At 41.1% G+C, this 17,024-nt stretch carries 13 protein-coding genes; 6 read left to right on the forward strand and 7 right to left on the reverse strand.

Annotated features, from left to right (window positions below; genetic code table 11):
* The first annotated feature begins 43 nt into the window (after positions 1-43).
* Both L0Z67_RS05255 and L0Z67_RS05260 read left to right on the forward strand, forming a co-directional pair.
* On the forward strand, positions 44-1,396 hold the full coding sequence (locus L0Z67_RS05255; RefSeq protein WP_062570447.1) for a magnesium transporter: 1,353 nt from the start codon (positions 44-46) through the stop codon (positions 1,394-1,396).
* Between the two features lie 133 nt (positions 1,397-1,529).
* Positions 1,530-2,300 (forward strand): tetratricopeptide repeat protein, encoded by a 771-nt coding sequence (locus L0Z67_RS05260; protein WP_405128548.1) that lies wholly within the window; start codon positions 1,530-1,532, stop codon positions 2,298-2,300.
* Positions 2,301-2,431: 131 nt separating this feature from the next.
* On the opposite strand, the gene L0Z67_RS05265 is transcribed toward L0Z67_RS05260, so the two are convergent.
* The 5 genes from L0Z67_RS05265 to L0Z67_RS05285 form a co-directional block, all read right to left on the reverse strand.
* Positions 2,432-2,980, reverse strand: coding sequence for a hypothetical protein (locus tag L0Z67_RS05265; protein WP_237127689.1), 549 nt, complete (start codon positions 2,978-2,980; stop codon positions 2,432-2,434).
* 119 nt (positions 2,981-3,099) lie between these two features.
* Positions 3,100-5,619 carry a TonB-dependent siderophore receptor gene (locus tag L0Z67_RS05270; protein WP_237127688.1) on the reverse strand — a complete coding sequence of 840 codons (2,520 nt, stop codon included), beginning with the start codon at positions 5,617-5,619 and terminating at the stop codon, positions 3,100-3,102.
* Between the two features lie 136 nt (positions 5,620-5,755).
* On the reverse strand, positions 5,756-6,736 hold the full coding sequence (locus tag L0Z67_RS05275; protein ID WP_405128707.1) for a GGDEF domain-containing protein: 981 nt from the start codon (positions 6,734-6,736) through the stop codon (positions 5,756-5,758).
* 155 nt (positions 6,737-6,891) lie between these two features.
* Positions 6,892-7,269: a DP-EP family protein gene (locus L0Z67_RS05280; protein ID WP_237127686.1), complete on the reverse strand. Its 378-nt coding sequence runs from the start codon at positions 7,267-7,269 to the stop codon at positions 6,892-6,894.
* Positions 7,270-7,291: 22 nt separating this feature from the next.
* Positions 7,292-10,546 carry a winged helix-turn-helix domain-containing protein gene (locus L0Z67_RS05285; RefSeq protein ID WP_237127685.1) on the reverse strand — a complete coding sequence of 1,085 codons (3,255 nt, stop codon included), beginning with the start codon at positions 10,544-10,546 and terminating at the stop codon, positions 7,292-7,294.
* A 225-nt stretch (positions 10,547-10,771) separates the two neighbouring features.
* Here L0Z67_RS05285 and L0Z67_RS05290 point away from each other — a divergent pair, with 225 nt between their 5' ends.
* The gene (locus L0Z67_RS05290) at positions 10,772-11,200 is read left to right on the forward strand and encodes a hypothetical protein (protein ID WP_237115008.1); all 429 of its coding nucleotides are present in this window, start codon (positions 10,772-10,774) and stop codon (positions 11,198-11,200) included.
* Positions 11,197-11,388, forward strand: coding sequence for a helix-turn-helix transcriptional regulator (locus tag L0Z67_RS05295; RefSeq protein ID WP_062570454.1), 192 nt, complete (start codon positions 11,197-11,199; stop codon positions 11,386-11,388). The genes L0Z67_RS05290 and L0Z67_RS05295 overlap by 4 nt, the downstream gene beginning before the upstream one ends.
* 100 nt (positions 11,389-11,488) lie before the next feature.
* On the opposite strand, the gene L0Z67_RS05300 is transcribed toward L0Z67_RS05295, so the two are convergent.
* Positions 11,489-12,679, reverse strand: a complete 1,191-nt coding sequence (locus tag L0Z67_RS05300) for an MFS transporter (protein ID WP_193988534.1) — start codon at positions 12,677-12,679, stop codon at positions 11,489-11,491.
* A gap of 243 nt (positions 12,680-12,922) precedes the next feature.
* On the opposite strand from L0Z67_RS05300, the gene L0Z67_RS05305 reads away from it, so the two are divergent.
* Positions 12,923-13,774, forward strand: a complete 852-nt coding sequence (locus L0Z67_RS05305) for a universal stress protein (RefSeq protein ID WP_062570456.1) — start codon at positions 12,923-12,925, stop codon at positions 13,772-13,774.
* Positions 13,775-13,879: 105 nt separating this feature from the next.
* Positions 13,880-16,003 carry a TonB-dependent receptor gene (locus L0Z67_RS05310; RefSeq protein ID WP_405128549.1) on the forward strand — a complete coding sequence of 708 codons (2,124 nt, stop codon included), beginning with the start codon at positions 13,880-13,882 and terminating at the stop codon, positions 16,001-16,003.
* An 89-nt stretch (positions 16,004-16,092) separates the two neighbouring features.
* Here L0Z67_RS05310 and L0Z67_RS05315 read toward each other — a convergent pair whose 3' ends face one another.
* On the reverse strand, positions 16,093-16,950 hold the full coding sequence (locus L0Z67_RS05315; RefSeq protein WP_237127682.1) for a GyrI-like domain-containing protein: 858 nt from the start codon (positions 16,948-16,950) through the stop codon (positions 16,093-16,095).
* Positions 16,951-17,024: the final 74 nt, after the last annotated feature.

Here is a 17,024-nt window from a genome sequence, read left to right on the forward strand (position 1 = left end):
TAGGTTAGACTGTTGTTATTGATGTATTTAACCGAGTTTGCAGATGATTGAATACCCTGTTGACCAACTTCCGCAGCTCATTGATGAGCTACTACAGTGTGATACCACCACCCGTAAAAACAAGTTACTTGCTGATGCCAAAGAAAAACTCTCTACAGAGCATCTTTCGCTTTTATTTGAAGCCTTACCAAAAGAACAGCGTTTAGAGATATGGCAGCTACTTGATGAAGATACACAACACGAAATTTTCATTAATTTAGGTGGCGATAGTTGTCGTTGGCTATTACAAAGCTTAGATGAAGCTGAGGGGTTTAAGTTACTTGATGAAGTCAGTGTTGAAGAGTTACTTGAACTGGAAGAAATCATTCCTGAGCGGTTTGTTGATTATGCCCGTCGCCAACTCGATGAAGTTCAAACAAAACAATATGAGCTAGCACAACAATATAATCCAGAACAATTAGGTCACTGGTTAGATTTTGATGCCTTAAAAGTGTCGGAAAAGCTTACCGTGGCAGGTGCCCGTAAGATTTTTCAAAAAGGGTTACCGCAATATACCGAAGTAATTTATTTAGTGAGTCGCAAAGGCACATTGATAGGTGAAGTGGCAATCAATGCTCTATTTAAAGCCAACGATAACGACAGCTTACTTGATTATGCGAACCTTGATGTGTCGGCTTTGCATGCTGATGATGACCTATATGAAGCTGCTGAAGTGGTAATACATAGCGAAAAAATGGCCATGCCGGTGGTGAATGCCGACAACAAACTGCTAGGCCGCTTATCAGTGTCATCGGCGTATGAATTACGCCAAGAAGTAACCGACGAAGCCGCTGCTAAAGCGGGTGGTCTTCGTGAAGACGAAGACCTGTTCTCAAGTGTAACAAAGTCTGCAAAAAACCGCGGTATTTGGTTGGGTATTAACTTGGCTACTGCGTTTTTAGCTTCTTGGTTTATCGGCTTATTTGGTGCGACCATTGAACAGGTTGTAGCACTTGCGGTACTGATGCCTGTGGTTGCGTCGATGGGCGGAATTGCAGGAAGCCAAACGTTAACGGTTATTGTGCGCGGTTTAGCACTAGGTCAGGTGACAGACTCTAACCGCAGAGCACTATTGAAAAAAGAACTTAGGGTTGGTGCATTAAATGGATGTGTATGGGCGTTTGTAATTGGTGTGCTCACTTACTTCTGGTTTAACGACGGAATGCTGAGTTTAACCATTACGATTGCCATACTATTAAACTTAGTTGCTGCATCACTATCAGGTGTGGTGATCCCATCTATTTTGGATAAGCTTAAGATAGATCCTGCACTTTCGGGCTCCGTTATTTTGACTACAGTCACTGATATTGTCGGCTTTGTCACGTTCCTTGGTTTGGGTAGTTTACTGCTACTTTAGCGTCAAAAATAAACAAGAAGCCTTTATAAAGGCTTCTTGTTTAATTACATTTGTAACAATAAATTAAAAATATACTGTCAAAATTCATTCTTTTTTGTTACTTTTTATATGTGTACTCACTGGAAAGTAGTGAATGAAAAATAGATTAATGCTGTTATTACTCGGTTTGTTGTCTTTTCAGAGCAGTGCTTCTGAAAACTTCAGTGACCATGAGGTTTATTGTGCGCAGCGAAAGCAATTAAGTTGCCTAGACTATATAAACCTACAGCTTAAAAACAGTGAGTTTCATTCAGACCGTTGGTATGAAATTAAGTCTTATCAGTTTGATTATTATTATGATCAAATGGACTTTCTTCCTTTAAAAGAACATACCGAACCTTTCATTCAAACTCCCGAACTACCTGAAGTATTTCAAGTTCAGGTGTACTTTTATTACGCTAAATCAATGCATTACCTCGGGGAGCACGAAGTAGCTCAAAAATATGCAACGAAAGCGTTTGAAAAGCTACAGGCTATTTTTGACTCGTTTGGTAACCCAATGCGCATGGTTGAATTGGCAAATTTACAGCATGTATTTGGTAATAAAGAAACGGCTTTACAAATTCTTGATAAAGCCGAGCGTCGATTTGGTAAGAGCAAAGACCCTATTTTTCATTTTGAGTTGTCATCAAACAAAGCCCATGTATTTCATTCTTTGGGTGATTTAGAGAGTGCTTTGATCAGTAGAGAGGCCGCAGTTGACTGGATTTTAAAGACCAGTCATGCCCGTAAAATAACCCTTGCACTAGGGAACTTGGCACGGACTCATCAATTATTGGGGCATTACTCAAAAGCAGAACGCTATTATCAACAAGCACTTGAGTATATGAGTGAATCAGCTGATCAACTTATTTTTGCTATCTAAAAGTTACGTTTAGCCGAGCTAAACTGGCAAGCAGGTAAACATGAGCAAGCTGTTAAGTGGTTTAAGCAAGTGCATAAAGAGGATATTCGTCAAACGCATACCGCTCTTTATACACAGCTTAAAAGCGCGCTTTAGATAGAGTAAAAACAGCCTGATTTTTCAGCTTCGCCTGGCGCTAAAATTTGCAAATGAGTCGATTCACCCTGCTGCATCATAGGTTTCATAGCCTCATCAAATAACTTAGCCGCTTTTTCCATTTGTTTAGCTTGCTCATTTAACGCTTTAAAGTCGGCATCATGAGAAGCAATGAGCGAATCAAGTTTATGAGTTAATTCATCTTGCTCTTTTAATAAATCTTTGTTGATTCTTAGGTGGTTTTCATCTTCTACCACGGCCTTTACTGTAATTGCTTCTATTTGCTGTGAATATTCTGTGACTTGCTGCTCCATCTCAGTGAGGGGAAGCTCCAGTGATTCAAGTTTTTCTTGCTCACGCTTTAATTGTTGATAGGCGGCGATTTGCTCATTGTTTAACGTGCCTTCATGCACTTTTTTACAGTCCTTAAAGGTGATAACACGGTAGTTGTTATCGTCAATTGTTGTGCTTGCGTTAGAAAGACCAATACAGGCAGTGGTGGCTGCGGCAAATAGAGCTGATGCTGTGATGCGTACTAAATTCATAATGCTGTCCTTAATGGGTTGCGTTATTAAGTTAGTCGCAGCAAGTGTGAAAAAAGTTGGTTAAACGAGTTATATTTTTATAAGGAAGCGGTGCTAGCCTAAGCCAGCACCGATTATTTTTAGAAGTTATAAGTGATGTTACCGTAGATGAAACGGCCATCTAAACTATAAGGTGTAAACGCACTATAAGTGAAAATTTGATTAAAGTCGCTGTAACCTATGTTGCTTACAGTATCTTGTGGGTACTGATCAAATAAGTTGTTTGCGCCAACAGCAAATTTCCATTGTGCAGATGGGCGGTATGCCACCTCTAAATCAGTGATCCATTTTGCATCAATGACTTCATCACCTTCTGGTGTGCTTGATGTATCCACCACTTCGCCGTAACGCGTGGCGCGAAGTGTTGTTTGGAAGTTTTCAACGTCCCATGTTGCAGACAAGTTCCATTTATTTGCTGGCGTGCCTTCTTCAAAGCGGGTAATTTCACGACGCGCAAAGTATTCGTAGCTATCACCAAGGGCTTCAAGCTCAGCAGGGTTTTCTTTAACATGAGTAACTTCGGTGTCATTAAAGTTAACAGCTGCACTTAAGCGTAAGTCACCGTAGTTTTCTAAACCTAATGAATAGGTTGCAACAATATCAACACCTTGCGTACGTGAATCAATGGCATTGGTGAAGTAGCGAACACGTTGAGTATTTTGCTCACCGGCCTCGGCTAAAATAGCCTCGACGGCAGGGCCACTTAAGTTCTCAGACAACACAATACGGTCATCAATGTCGATGCGATATGCATCAAGCGTTAAACTAAAGTTACCTTGCGTAAAGATAAAGCCCGCAGTCATGTTAACTGATTCTTCTGCATCAAGGTCACGAGCACCCAATGCGCGCGCCGCAGGTTCATCAACAGGGAACAAACCAACTTCACTTGGAATACCATTTTCAAATACCGTGCTTACCGATTTGTAAGACGTTTGTGCAAGTGACGGCGCTCTAAATCCAGTACTAATTGCACCACGTAGAGACAATGATTCATTCACGCTGTAACGAGAAGCCAGTTTTGATGTAAAAGTACTACCAAAGTCACTGTAATCTTCAAAGCGGCCAGCAAGAACTACATTCCAGTCGCTTGTAAGGTAGGTATCAAACTCAGCAAATACAGCGACATTATGGCGGCTTTCATCAGTTGCACTGTCAGGTGAAAAGCCTGCTAAAACTTGTGCACCACCGGCAGCAACAGGGTTACCTGCATCATCAAGTACCGTGATATAAGAAGCTGTTTCACCTGCTTTAATCTGGTAGTTTTCGTGGCGATACTCTGCACCAATGGTGACAAACACATCGTCAGGTAAGCCTAAATCAAGCGTGTTGCTGGCATCCATGTTAACTAAGTATTGCTCATACACAAGCGCACCGTTATCAAACTCTGTTGGGCTATTTACACCCATTGACGTGTTTAAACTGTTGCTAACACCTAAACCAAAGTCATTACGACCATAGTTGCTGCTTAGATCCCATGTCCACTCATTGGTTTCGCCGTTCAGGCCAATAGCAAATGAGTAGTCATCTACGTCGGTATCAATTTGTGGCAAGAAACCGTCAGGATATACTTCAGGTAAGTTACGAGAGTCTTTCGCACGGCGGTAAAAACCAGCCGAATTACCTTTACGGTTTGAGTAACTAGCAAATGAATAAAGCGATAACGTGTCGTTAAACTCATAACCTAGGTTATAGAATAGGGCGATATCTTCGATATCGGCTTTACCAAAACGGTGGTTGTAGCGGTCAAAGTCGAATTCACGTGGGTCTAGGTTACCGTTTACATCGCGGCTATATTGTTCACGCTGGTCAATACCTGAGCGGTTAGTTGGCTCGTTATTACGCGATTCAATTGAAATATTAATAAAGCCATTATCTGCAAATGAGAAACCCGCATTAGCACTTGCGGTGCGCGAAATACCATCGTTTAATTTGCGGTCAGCGCCTTTTGCAAAGCTTAAGTTGCCTTCGCTATCTGCGCTTGTGCCTAATAACTGTGGCGAGCCTGCCATTTGTGTGTCGTACTCACCATAGGTGTAGCTTACACTACCGCCTTCGTCGGCATCTTTTAGTACAATGTTAATTACCCCAGCAATGGCGTCAGAACCATATTGCGCGGCAGCGCCATCACGCAGTACTTCTACGCGTTTAATTGCTGAGGTAGGAATATTATTTAAATCAACCGCCGTTGAACCGCGGCCCACTGTGCCACCTAAGTTTAATAGGGCACCCGCGTGGCGGCGTTTACCGTTGATTAATACCAGAGTGTGATCAGGTGCAAGGCCACGTAATACAGCAGGTTTTGCGTGGTCAGTACCATCGGCAAGGGTTGCACTTGGGTAGTTAAAACTAGGCAACTGAGAGGCAAGTACTTGGCTAATTTCAAGCTGACCTGTGCTTGCTAAGTCGCGGCTTGTTAATAAATCAACCGGAACAGTACTTTCTGACAAGCTACGTAAACTACGACGTGTGCCCGTCACTGAAATAACTTCAATATCTTTTGCTGTATTTTCAGTAGGTTGCTCAGCAGCGATTGCTGTCACTGATGCAGCAAGCGTACTTGCGATTGCAAGTTGCAAAGGTAATTTGTTGAATAATGCCATTATTGATTTCCATCTGACTTATCTATTTTAGCGCAGTGTAAAACGTATAATGGGAACAAACAAATAACATAAAAGTATAGTATATGTGTAACTAACGCGACTTGTTAATTAGTTTTTTACGTTGTTAATTATGTGTTTACGCGCTAATGCTGATCTTGTTGCGTCCCTCTGTTTTGGCACGGTACAACGCGGTATCGGCTGCGCAAATTAACGCCTCTGATGTACGGTATTGGTTATTAAATTCACACGCAATGCCTTGGCTTACACTTATTCTAAAATCACTGGGCAAACCTATATCTGTAAATGACATTGCATTGATTTTAATTTGAATATGTTTTGCAATTGCTGCGGCTGTGTCTTTTTGACACCTTGGTAATATAACGGCAAATTCTTCACCACCGTAACGCGCTGCTAAACAGTCATGAGAGGGCAGTGACTCGGCAATTATACTCGCTACTTTTTGTAAGCACTTATCACCTTTAACATGACCGAATCGATCGTTAAATAGTTTAAAATAATCAATATCAATTAATATAGTACTAATAGCCTGATTTGTTTGCACACTTTCTTGCCAATGTTTTTTTAATGATTCTTCCAAAGTAAGGCGGTTTGCAAGGCCTGTTAAGTGATCGGTTGTGGCTTGTTTTATTAAGCGGTTATATTGCTCTTTATGTGATGATAAATCATGTAAAACGCAAATAAATAAATTATCTGCAATAGCGATATTTTTAGGTAAGCTTGATATACATAAATCAGCATCAAGTGTTTTATTGTCGGCACGATTAATTTTAACTTCGTTTGGCCCTAAACTAATTGGCGAGTCTTTATGATCTAACCAGCTTAGTAGGGTATACATATATTTATCGCGGTCGGTATCGTGCAGGTAATGCAATAGGTTTTGACCAATTAACGCCTCTTGGTTATCACCAAAAAGTTGCGCAGCCATCGGGTTGGCAAATTCAAACGTGCCTTGACCATTGATGATAAAAACACCCTCAGCCATGTGTTGAAACATTTGTGCAATTAAAGCGAGCTGATCTGAGTTTATAGAGTTAGGTAACGCCCCCCCTGCGTGGTTTGTGATTTTGCTTGTTTGTTTATTTTTGTTGTTGGAAATAGACACACTCGTTCCTTTTTGCCAATGCAAACGTTTTTGGTGTCTATAAAGTTACTTAAAAAAGTGCAAATAAACCTTCCGGTAATCTTCTGGTTTTAAGTTGTTGTTTTAAAATAATAAAAGGCTCATTCTAAAGAGCCTTTAACAACATGATTTTAGTTTTCTCTATCATTTTCTACTTGTGGATCTGTACTTTCATAGTTTACACCGTTGCATTCAACATTAAAAATCATACAAACTATTCCTTTATTATCATCAGCGTCTGTAATATGAATACTTTGACCATTATCAATAATTTCATAGCTAAAGTCTTGAACACAGTTACCTTCAAGATTTGAAAACCTTGCTCCCGTAAATTGAAAACCTTTAGCAATAGTTGCCTCATCTAAAGTATATATTCCAAGGCTGTTTCTTTCTTTAACAGTACCACCACCTGAAACTTCTTGGCCATTTTGAAAATACGTAAATACCGCCTCATTGTTACTGTTAAGTGAAATGTTGACTGTAAAGTTGTAAGTTTGATTTTCGCGCATGTTGTTACCTTCTAATTGCGTTTTATAGTTTAAAGTTAGTAATACCTAACTCGATTAGTTTATTTCTAATTTCACTAATTTCACTTTCTTTTTCTAAGCAGGTATAAGCTTGTAGAAGAGGGTGGACTATTTTAATGCTTTTACTGCCATTGTTATTTTTTTTTATAGAGCTAATAATATTTTTACAGTTAGCTTTTCTAATTTCTTTGTCCTTTGCAAGCTTTGCTTTTATCAAGGTTATTTTTATAAATTCAGAGAAGTTTTCCATCTTTGAGGTGTTATTAATCCTCTCTTTAAATTCAGTGCTGCTTTCTAATTTTTTTAAAAGGCTTTCTGCTTTATTTAAATTGTTACGATTAATGAAGTAATGTATTAGACTAATTTGCATATTCACAACTTCTAAATTAGAAAACCCATTTATATCAATGTAATTCCTTATCCCATCTATTTTATTACTTTTGATGCTTTTTTCTAGTAGCATCAATTGATATGAAATAGCTCTATAATATTTACGTTTGAAGTATTTGTTTTCGGGATCTTGCAGACGAGCTTTATTTATAATGTTAGCCGCTTTTTCAGCTTTTAAATAAGCGCTACGTTTTTCTGGGAAATAACTTAAAAGATAGCTTTGTTGCATATAGGTATTAGCTAATAGATTTTGTAAGCTTGCATTTGTAGGTGTGAGTTCAATCATTGAGTTTAGTTGGATAACCGCTTGCTCTAACATGTTTAATGCTTCGTTTAGATTACCTAGATTTTCTTCTGTGCTAGCAATCCAACTGAGAGTATCAGCCTTATCTCGTAATAGGTTTTTATTGTTTGGTTTAAGCTCAAGTGCTTTGTTTTTTAGGTCTAAGGATTTAATAAAGCTTTGTTTGGCAGGTATAAAGTTTAACTGTTTCAAATACAGTGAGCCAAGCGAGTTATGTGAATAAGATAACTCTACAATGGAATTAAAGTCATTGGGTGCTAACGCGTACATTCGCTCGCTGTATTCTTGATACCGTTTGAACCAAGGCTCTGTAGCAGGGTAGTCAAGGTTATCATAATGTAACTGCCCTAGCCAAAATGCATTAGCCCCTGCGAGCATCAGTAAATCAAGGTTATTGGGTTGAATTTTTAGTAAAGATTCTAGGCGCGTTCGCGCATTTTCAAAGGCGGTAAAGGCTTCGTCGGTTTTGCCGCGCGAGTAGGCGACTTCGCCCATGGCCTCTAAGGTTTGAGCGTACTGAAAGCGGTTATTAAACTGAGCTTGTTTATCGCTAAAGTCAAATAATGACGCTGCTTCTTCATCTTGATTGGAAAAATACTCAAGAGCCTTATTGCTAATACCATCCAATAAATCCATGCGCTTAACGCTTCTGAGTTTGTCGGCAAATTCACCGACCATAAAACCCAGTAAACTCTCAGCTTCTTGGCGTTTTTGTTTTGCTACTTGCTCAGCGTGGTAGCTACGCACGCTCATAAATGTAGCAATAAAGGTTAAGCACACAAGTGTTGCTGCCGTGATTTGTAACACACGCTTTTTACGTTTTGCTTTTTTATTAGAGGCTTTTATTAAAGCAAGTTCATCGTTCGACAAGCTAAACATAGGGTTACTCACAAGGCTGTGTGCTTCTTGTAAGGGTTTACCTTGCGCTAGTAGGAAGTCGGTGTGTTTGTGTTCAAGCAGCCATCGCTCGGTGGCAAGTTGCACACGGCTTTTTATCGCTAAGCTTTGTTGATGCACAGCTACCCAGTCGATAGCGCGCTGCCAATGACGCAGCAGCGCTTCGTGGGCAAGGCTAAAACAGGCTTGTTCATTTTTAAGGTGCGATACAAACAAACGACTCTCGACCATGGCTTGCACAAGCTTAGTCTGTGCGGGGTTTGTAAGCTCGCTCCAACGTGCCGCGCGGCTGGTGAGTGTTTCGCCGTCTGGGTTTAGCGTGATCAGCCTTGAAAGCACAACGGCAAGTTCTGCTTGTTGCTCATTGGGTAATTGGCAGAATACCTGCTCGGCTTTTTGGCCAATCGCTCCTTCAATGGTGCCTAGGGCTTGGTATTCTGAAAATAGCAGTTCGCTGTCTGGGCTGCGCTGCAAATACAGCTGCTGCAAGGTGTATTGCAGCATAGGCAGTGCATCAGGGTTATTGGCGGTGTCATTACACAGCTGCTCATCAAGGGGGGTGTGATGTTCTGGGTGTGTTTGCCAACTTAAACCCGCTGCAAGTGCAGGCAAGCGGATCATTTGCTTTAGCTCTGAGCGTGTGGGTGCTAATAAATCAAAATGTGCGCCATTGGCTTTACCTGCCATTAAACTTGGTTGACTCACCACTTGCGGGTAAAAATCATTACGGCAAGCGCTAAAAATGATTATACAGTCACTGGTTGCTAAGCATTCTATGAGTTTTAAAAACTGACTGCGTTCGTCATTTGTGAACAAAGGCGATGATAATAAAACTTCTAAGCGGTCAATAAATAAAAATAAGTAGGGTTTGGTGTGTTCATTATTAAGCTCAGCCAGTGCAGCTTTGCAGCGACTAATAATATGCTCTGGTTGTGAGGTTAATAACTCGCACAGTGTTTCAGCACTCATATCACTGAGCACTGGGGCATCGTTTATTTCTAAATCGAGCAGGGTAGAGGCTAAATCTAGCAATAAGCGGTCTTTATTTACATCGGCAAAGTCTAATTGGCAGTAACTATGAACACGTATGCCATCATAGCCACTGGTATTCATTAAGGCAGGTAATACACCCGCGTTTACAAGGGATGACTTTCCTGAACCACTCGAACCTAAAATTAAACAAAAGGCACGGCCAAATTGAATCTGTGCAGATACTCGCTGTAATAAGGTTTCTATTTGCTTGTTGCGACCAAAAAATACTCCTGCTTGATCAGGCGAAAAAGCACTTAACCCAACAAAAGGCGAGTCACCTTGCCAAGCTGTTTGGCTGGCTTTTTGCTCTTCATCAAGGGGGAAGTTTATATTGGCAATTACGCGGTAACCACGCTTACGAATGGTTTCGATGTACTGCGGGTTACTGGCTTTGTCGTCGAATGCTTTACGAAGCTGCGTAATTACCTTGTGTAGCGGGTTATCGCCAAGCGCTACATGTGGCCAGCAGTGGCTGATAATTTCTTCGCTGGTTAACAGTTCACCCTGTTTTTCGCACAACAGCAATAATACATCCATCGCTTTTGGTTCAAGATGTTTGACTTGTTCGCCACGTCGTATTGAATTTGTGCTTGGGGTAACTTGCCATTCGCCAACAAAAAACAGCGCCGTACTCATAGTTTATCTTCTTTTTATTATTATCGGATGGACAGATTCAGATTCTGTTCAGGTAATTCTAGATTAATACAATATTATGAGTTTAACAGCAAGTCTGTTGTCTTTTTTGAAACTAAAAAAATCTTTACATGTCGTGTTTATAAAACTTTTTGTAAAGTTTATTTGACTTTTTGTTTTTGTAGGTTAATCTTTAGTCAAGTTAACTTTACTTTTAAGGTGAGAATAATGAATCAAACAGGATTAACATTTAAACAGCGCAATAAACAAAATACTTTAAACCTTGCTAAGTGGACGGTAGCGTGGTTGCTAACGCTTGCTATTGCCTCGTTTGGGCCGCATTTTTTATGGCAAGATCAAACGGTGATAACTGTTGCCGCAATCGTTATAAATATACTTGTTGGCGTGATGATGATTTTAGCAAACAAGCGACAGCTTCAGGGCATGGATGAATTACAGCAACGGGTACAACTCAATGCCATGGGGATCACACTAGGTGCAAGCTTGGTATTTGGGTTAGCCTATTCGTTGTTACAATCGAGCGGATTAGTGCATTTTAACGAAGATATCTCACATTTAGTTTTGTTTATGGGCGTGACCTATTTAGTGTGCATTTTAGTTATGAATAAGCAGTTAAATGACGAGGATGAAGCATGAAAAACCGCTTGAAAGTGCTGCGTGCTGAGCATAACTACACCCAAGCAAAATTAGCCGAATTACTCGATGTATCAAGGCAAACAGTGAATGCCATCGAAAAAGGTAAATTTGACCCAAGTTTGCCACTGGCATTTAAAGCCGCACGTTTGTTTAACTTAAGTATCGAAGAGATATTTCAGGATGAATAAAGGTGTTGCAAGCAGTAGGTGGCGTTTAACAGCGAATGTTAAAGCATTCTTGTTAAACGCCATTTCTCTGGACGATATAAAATCGCAGCTACATTTTTTGCTAACTTTCGACTCGTAGCTTTTTCATTTGTATCGCGCTTAATGACCACATTAAAAAGCCACCCAAAAAGAGCGCCGCAGATACATAGCCTGTTTGGCTTGGCAGTGCGCCTTCGGCAATGGCCATACCGCCAAGCCAAGGACCAATGGCATTGGCTGTATTAAACGCACATTGCACGAGTGCGCCTATCATTGCATGGCCTTGTGGTGATACATCCATTAACAGCGATTGGATCACAGTACCTAAACCAACGCTAAAGCCAATAAAGAAAATAACCGCATATAACAGCCAAATATTGTGGCTGGCGCTCACATAACTGGCTGCAAATACAACAGCACCAATTAGCGCTGCCCCAGTGGTTTTTAATGGCGAGCGGTCAGCGGCTTTACCCAGTATATAGTTCCCTAAAGTACAGCCAATTCCAAACATAATCATGGCAATAGAAATCGTGTAAGCTGGTGTGTGAGTCACCACTAAAATAGTGTCGGCTATGTAGGTGTAAACACAAAATACGCCACCAAAACCAATAATAATGATACCTAGAATCGTCCACACCAGCTTATTTTTAAGCACACTGAGTTCATCTAAAATCGACGTGGGTGTCGTATTTTTTACGTTGGGTACGTACTTAACAATGAGTGCCAAAGCCACTAAAGCGAGTAAGGCAGTACCTGCTAGGCAATAACGCCAACTAAAGTTTTGCCCAACGAGGGTAACCATAGGCACACCGACAATTGTTGCAACGGTTAAGCCCATAAATACTTTTGACATAAAGCTTGCGCGTTTGTCGGCAGGGGCAATGTCGGCGGCGAGTAAAATAGCCGCGGCAAAGTATGCACCATGTGGTAAACCGCTCAAAAAACGAAATAAAATCAGCTGTTCGAGTGAGTTTGCAAAAGCGCTTAAGCCATTGAATAAAAACATCATACTGACAAACATCAAGAGCGCATTACGTTTACGCATATTTGCTGTGGTGATCATAAAAAGTGGTGCACCCACAACGACACCAATTGCATAGGCACTAATGGCATAACCGCTTTGTGCGGGCGTTGATGAAAATGTTTCGCTGATCAGGGGCAGCATTGGCATCATAGAAAATTCAGACAAGCCTAAAATAAACGTGCCCAAAGCCAGTACTATCAGAATGGTAAACGTGCTTACGTTGCCTTGATTATTGGCTACGGTAGTCATGGAGATCCTTTAAAAATTGATTTTGAAAACGCCAGCAACAGTAGGCTGTTCTGGTATGAGATGTGTGCCCATTGCTATTGTAATACAAATTAACGATACTGATATAGTATTTTTTGGAACGTTCTACATTTGTTTGTTATAAGAAATTAAGCTGAACTTCTTAAGTCTTTGCTGTTCAAAATAAATACATATAAAAAGCCGACTATACTTGGTTTTACTGGCTTGGTTTTGAAGGAGAGCATAATGAAAAAGATATTTGCTTGTATCGATGGTTCATGTATGACCAATGCAGTGACAGAAGCTGCTATTTGGATAGCCAAGCGTACTGATTACCCAGTTAACTTTTTACATGCTTTAGAGCCCCCTTTGCCACAAGGCCGTGATGATCTAACCGCGATTATTGGCTTAGGGTCGCAAACGTCCTTACTTAAGCAATTGACAAAACTGGAAGTTGAACGCAACAAAATGGCTTCTGAGCATGGCAAGCTGCTGCTTGAAGAAGCGGTAAAAAAAGCACAACATGCAGGAATGACTGCGGTTGAGCATCAGCAGTTTTCTATGAGTTTAGTGGACGCTTTACTTGATAATGAAGACGATGCAAGGGTGATGATTATTGGCCGTTCTGGCAAGGGCCACTATGATGACTTTAAAGTATTAGGCTCACATATCGAAACTTTAATTCGCCAAGTGCATACACCCGTTGCGATAGTGCCGCCACACTTCCATGAGCCAACTAATTTTATGCTTGCCTATGATGGTAGCGAACATACAGACAAAGCAATAACACAGATTATTAACGGGGGGATTTTAACAGGATTAGATTGCCATTTAGTGATGGTTGATAAACAAGACGGTCAATGCCAAGACAAGCTAGATACAGCCTCGGCAAGGCTGGTTGAGCATGGTTTTAATGTTAGAACCCGAATGCTTGATGGTGATGTATACGAGGCGTTATGGCGTTATAAAAGTGATCACGCCGTTGATTTAATGGTGATGGGGGCATTTGGTCACTCTAAATGGCGACAATTCTTTTTAGGCAGCACGACGCTAAAAATGCTTGAAGATAGCCGTATTCCTTTGGTGGTGCTGCGCTAATATTTTGACCCCTGCGCACTGGGTGCGACAATATGTCGCGTGTTCAGACTAATTAATGAGTTTTATAATCCACTTATTAATTAACTATCTTATTTTTAAAGATTTATGAACACGCAACTCTTTCGTCCTGGTTTTTCATTTTCTAAAATTGTAGCTGCACTTAGCTGTGTTTTAAGTATTTCGGTTTTTGCTGATGATTCGATTGAAGTAATCGAAGTACAAGGTCATGCCCAAAATAATCATCAACTCGTTGGCTCTGCCGATTCATTGTTATCTGATTTAGGCGTTGATTTTTCAGCGGCAGGTGGGGTGTCTAACTTACCTGTTATGAATGGCATGATGGGCGATAGAGTTAAAGTACTCGTTGATGGTGCTGATGTCCCTGCGGCGTGTGCTAATCAAATGAACCCGCCATTATCTTACGTGTCGGCGAATCAAATTTCGTCTTACAGCGTGGTTGCAGGTGTATCGCCGGTGAGCAGTGGTGGCGATAATATTGCTGGTGTTATCAGGGTAAACACGATTGCCCCCGAGTTTAGCGATACAGACTCACTTAATTGGCGTGCAGGTTATGTTACCGCTCAGTACAAAAGTGTTAACGACAGCCAAGCGTATGGCCTAGGTGCAAGCCTTACAAGTAAACAGTTTAGCCTGTCTTATCAAGGCAGCTTTGAAGATGCCAATAGCTATGATGATGGTCATGGTGACCGCGTACTCGATACTTTATATCGTGTGCAAAATCATGCCTTAACGGGTGCTGTTCGTGACAATAAACAGCAACTTGTCGTTAAATTAAGCCATCAAAAAATTCCCTACCAAGGCTTTCCCAATCAATACATGGATATGACCGATAACACCAGTTACGGATTAGTTGCTCAGTATCAGCGCGAACTTGCAGACAGTGATTTACATGTGCAAGTGAACTATCATGATGTGAAGCACGAAATGGGTTTTTTTAGTGCAGAAAAAACAGGCATGATGCCAATGAATACAGATGCTAAAGACTACAGTTATCAAATACATTGGCGCACTGACTTAACAAAGCAATCATCATTGATGCTAGGACAAGAGTATTATAATTATCGTATTGATGATTGGTGGCCTGCGGTTGCAGGGTCAATGATGATGGGCCCGAACGAATACATTAATATCAATGGAGGAAAACGCGATCGCCTAGGGGCATTTGCTGAGTACCAAAATCAAGTCAACCAAGCTTGGTGGTTATCGGCAGGTGTGCGTGTTGAGCAAGTAACAACTAATACAGGTGATGTACAGGCTTATAACGAAGGCGGCATGGGTCATATGGGCTCGATGATGCATATGTCGAAAACCGATGCGCAAGCGGCGATGGAATTTAACCAATTAGACCGTAAACGTGACGACACCTTGGTTGATATGAGCCTCCTTGCGCGCTACCAATTAACTAACAACGATGAGCTGCAATTTGGCCTTGCACGCAAAAACCGTGCGCCCAATTTATATGAGCGTTATAGCTGGGGTGTTGGTACGATGGCAACCACCATGATCGGTTGGTTTGGTGATGGTAACGGCTATATTGGTAACCCAGATTTAGAAGCCGAAACGGCTCATACTTTGAGCGCTAGCTACACTAAGCTCGCTAAAGACGATAGTTGGCAAATAACAGCAAACATCTGGTACACGCAAGTAAGTGATTACATTGATGCTGAGGTAACTAAAAGCTTTAACCGCACCGACATGGCGCATACAGAACGCAATATTCTGACGTTTACGAATCTAGATGCCACACTTTATGGCGCTAAACTTGCTGGATTAGTTGAGCTTCATAATTCAAAGCAAGCAGGAAAGTGGCAATTAAAAGGCTCATTAACCAGTAGTCATGGCGAACGTGATGATAGTAATGAAGACTTATATCAAATCATGCCACTAAACACTAAGCTGAGTGTGGAGCACGAATACAAAGGTTGGCAAAACGCATTGAGCTGGCAGTGGGTTGATAGTAAAACCAATGTTGATGAGCGTCGTTTAGAAAATAAAACCGACAGCTATCAGTTATTGGCTATCTCAAGTCAGAAAACATGGCAAAATTTAACCTTTAAGTTGGCAATTACTAACTTACTTGATGAATACTACCAACAGCCACTCGGTGGGGTGAGTATTGCTAATTACAAGCAAGATATGAGTAAGGGTTTTGAGCAGCTTGCAGGGCAAGGCCGCTCGTATAATGCCAGCATTAGTTATCGGTTTTAGGGAAGGGATTTTATATTTGTAGGCGTGAAATTTATTGCGCGTGTTGCGCGATGTAAAATCGCGCCTACAACCTGCTTACACGCCTCGTGTTACTTAATCGGCAAATAAATATCTGTTTGCAAGTCGCATTCATCAACTTCATGGATGAGGTTGAGGTAATGAAAGAAACACGGGAAATCACGAACTTCTTCACCACTTTGCACTAGCCATTCACGATACAAGTAGTAAACCATATCGCTAATAGTATCGTGAGAACCATTGTGGCGCACTACTGCGCAGCGACCTGCTGGAATTTCACCATTTCGCACACCTTGCGAATTTTCTGTTATAGGACGTGTGATACTGCCTGCAAAGTCAAAACGAAATGCATGATCTTCAGTCGTGGCAGGGTCGCTATACGGGATCCCATAAGTGCGACTGGTTTTAACGGGTGAAAAACCAGATTCTTTACGCCACTCAATAAATTTTGCGGCGGTATTCATAAGTGTATTTGCAGAACCTTGGTGAGTAAGTAACGCCACCGGCTGTGCTTTAAAATCAACAATGTTTACATTCATAGGGCAAACCTTTTTGTCAGGTAATGAAAATTCAAACTGTGTGTGCCAATTAGGCCAGTTTGGTTTGCTTCTGAACTCGCTAGGCGACTGCGTAAAAGTGCGCTTAAAAGCACGGCTAAATGCTTCAGGGCTATCGAATTGTGCCTCTAGAGCGATGTCGATAATTTTTATTTGCTGCTCAAACGCGAGCCGAAATGAGGCGCGTTTTAAGCGAGCAAGTTGCGTATACTTTGTGATGCTTATGCCTACACCAGCAACAAATAAACGATGAAAATGATATTTTGAGCAACACGCCACCTCACTTAATTTTTCCAGTGATAGAGACTCATCGAGATGTTGGCTTATATAATCACAGGCCAGCTCAATACGTTGTTGTTGCTTCGTTTTCATGGTTACTCGTTAATGCTTTTCAGAAGTGAGGCCAGTGTGCCATCACTTAAAAGTACCTACCTGATTGAAATTGC

The organism is Pseudoalteromonas sp. PB2-1 (genome assembly GCF_045040605.1).
Lineage (GTDB): Bacteria > Pseudomonadota > Gammaproteobacteria > Enterobacterales > Alteromonadaceae > Pseudoalteromonas > Pseudoalteromonas arabiensis.

Coding starts and splice junctions, on each gene's coding strand:
- L0Z67_RS05255 (WP_062570447.1), top strand. CDS start 44: ATGATTGAATACCCTGTTGACCAACTTCCGCAGCTCATTGATGAGCTA.
- L0Z67_RS05260 (WP_405128548.1), top strand. CDS start 1,530: ATGAAAAATAGATTAATGCTGTTATTACTCGGTTTGTTGTCTTTTCAG.
- L0Z67_RS05265 (WP_237127689.1), bottom strand. CDS start 2,980: ATGAATTTAGTACGCATCACAGCATCAGCTCTATTTGCCGCAGCCACC.
- L0Z67_RS05270 (WP_237127688.1), bottom strand. CDS start 5,619: ATGGCATTATTCAACAAATTACCTTTGCAACTTGCAATCGCAAGTACG.
- L0Z67_RS05280 (WP_237127686.1), bottom strand. CDS start 7,269: ATGCGCGAAAATCAAACTTACAACTTTACAGTCAACATTTCACTTAAC.
- L0Z67_RS05285 (WP_237127685.1), bottom strand. CDS start 10,546: ATGAGTACGGCGCTGTTTTTTGTTGGCGAATGGCAAGTTACCCCAAGC.
- L0Z67_RS05290 (WP_237115008.1), top strand. CDS start 10,772: ATGAATCAAACAGGATTAACATTTAAACAGCGCAATAAACAAAATACT.
- L0Z67_RS05295 (WP_062570454.1), top strand. CDS start 11,197: ATGAAAAACCGCTTGAAAGTGCTGCGTGCTGAGCATAACTACACCCAA.
- L0Z67_RS05300 (WP_193988534.1), bottom strand. CDS start 12,679: ATGACTACCGTAGCCAATAATCAAGGCAACGTAAGCACGTTTACCATT.
- L0Z67_RS05305 (WP_062570456.1), top strand. CDS start 12,923: ATGAAAAAGATATTTGCTTGTATCGATGGTTCATGTATGACCAATGCA.
- L0Z67_RS05310 (WP_405128549.1), top strand. CDS start 13,880: ATGAACACGCAACTCTTTCGTCCTGGTTTTTCATTTTCTAAAATTGTA.
- L0Z67_RS05315 (WP_237127682.1), bottom strand. CDS start 16,950: ATGAAAACGAAGCAACAACAACGTATTGAGCTGGCCTGTGATTATATA.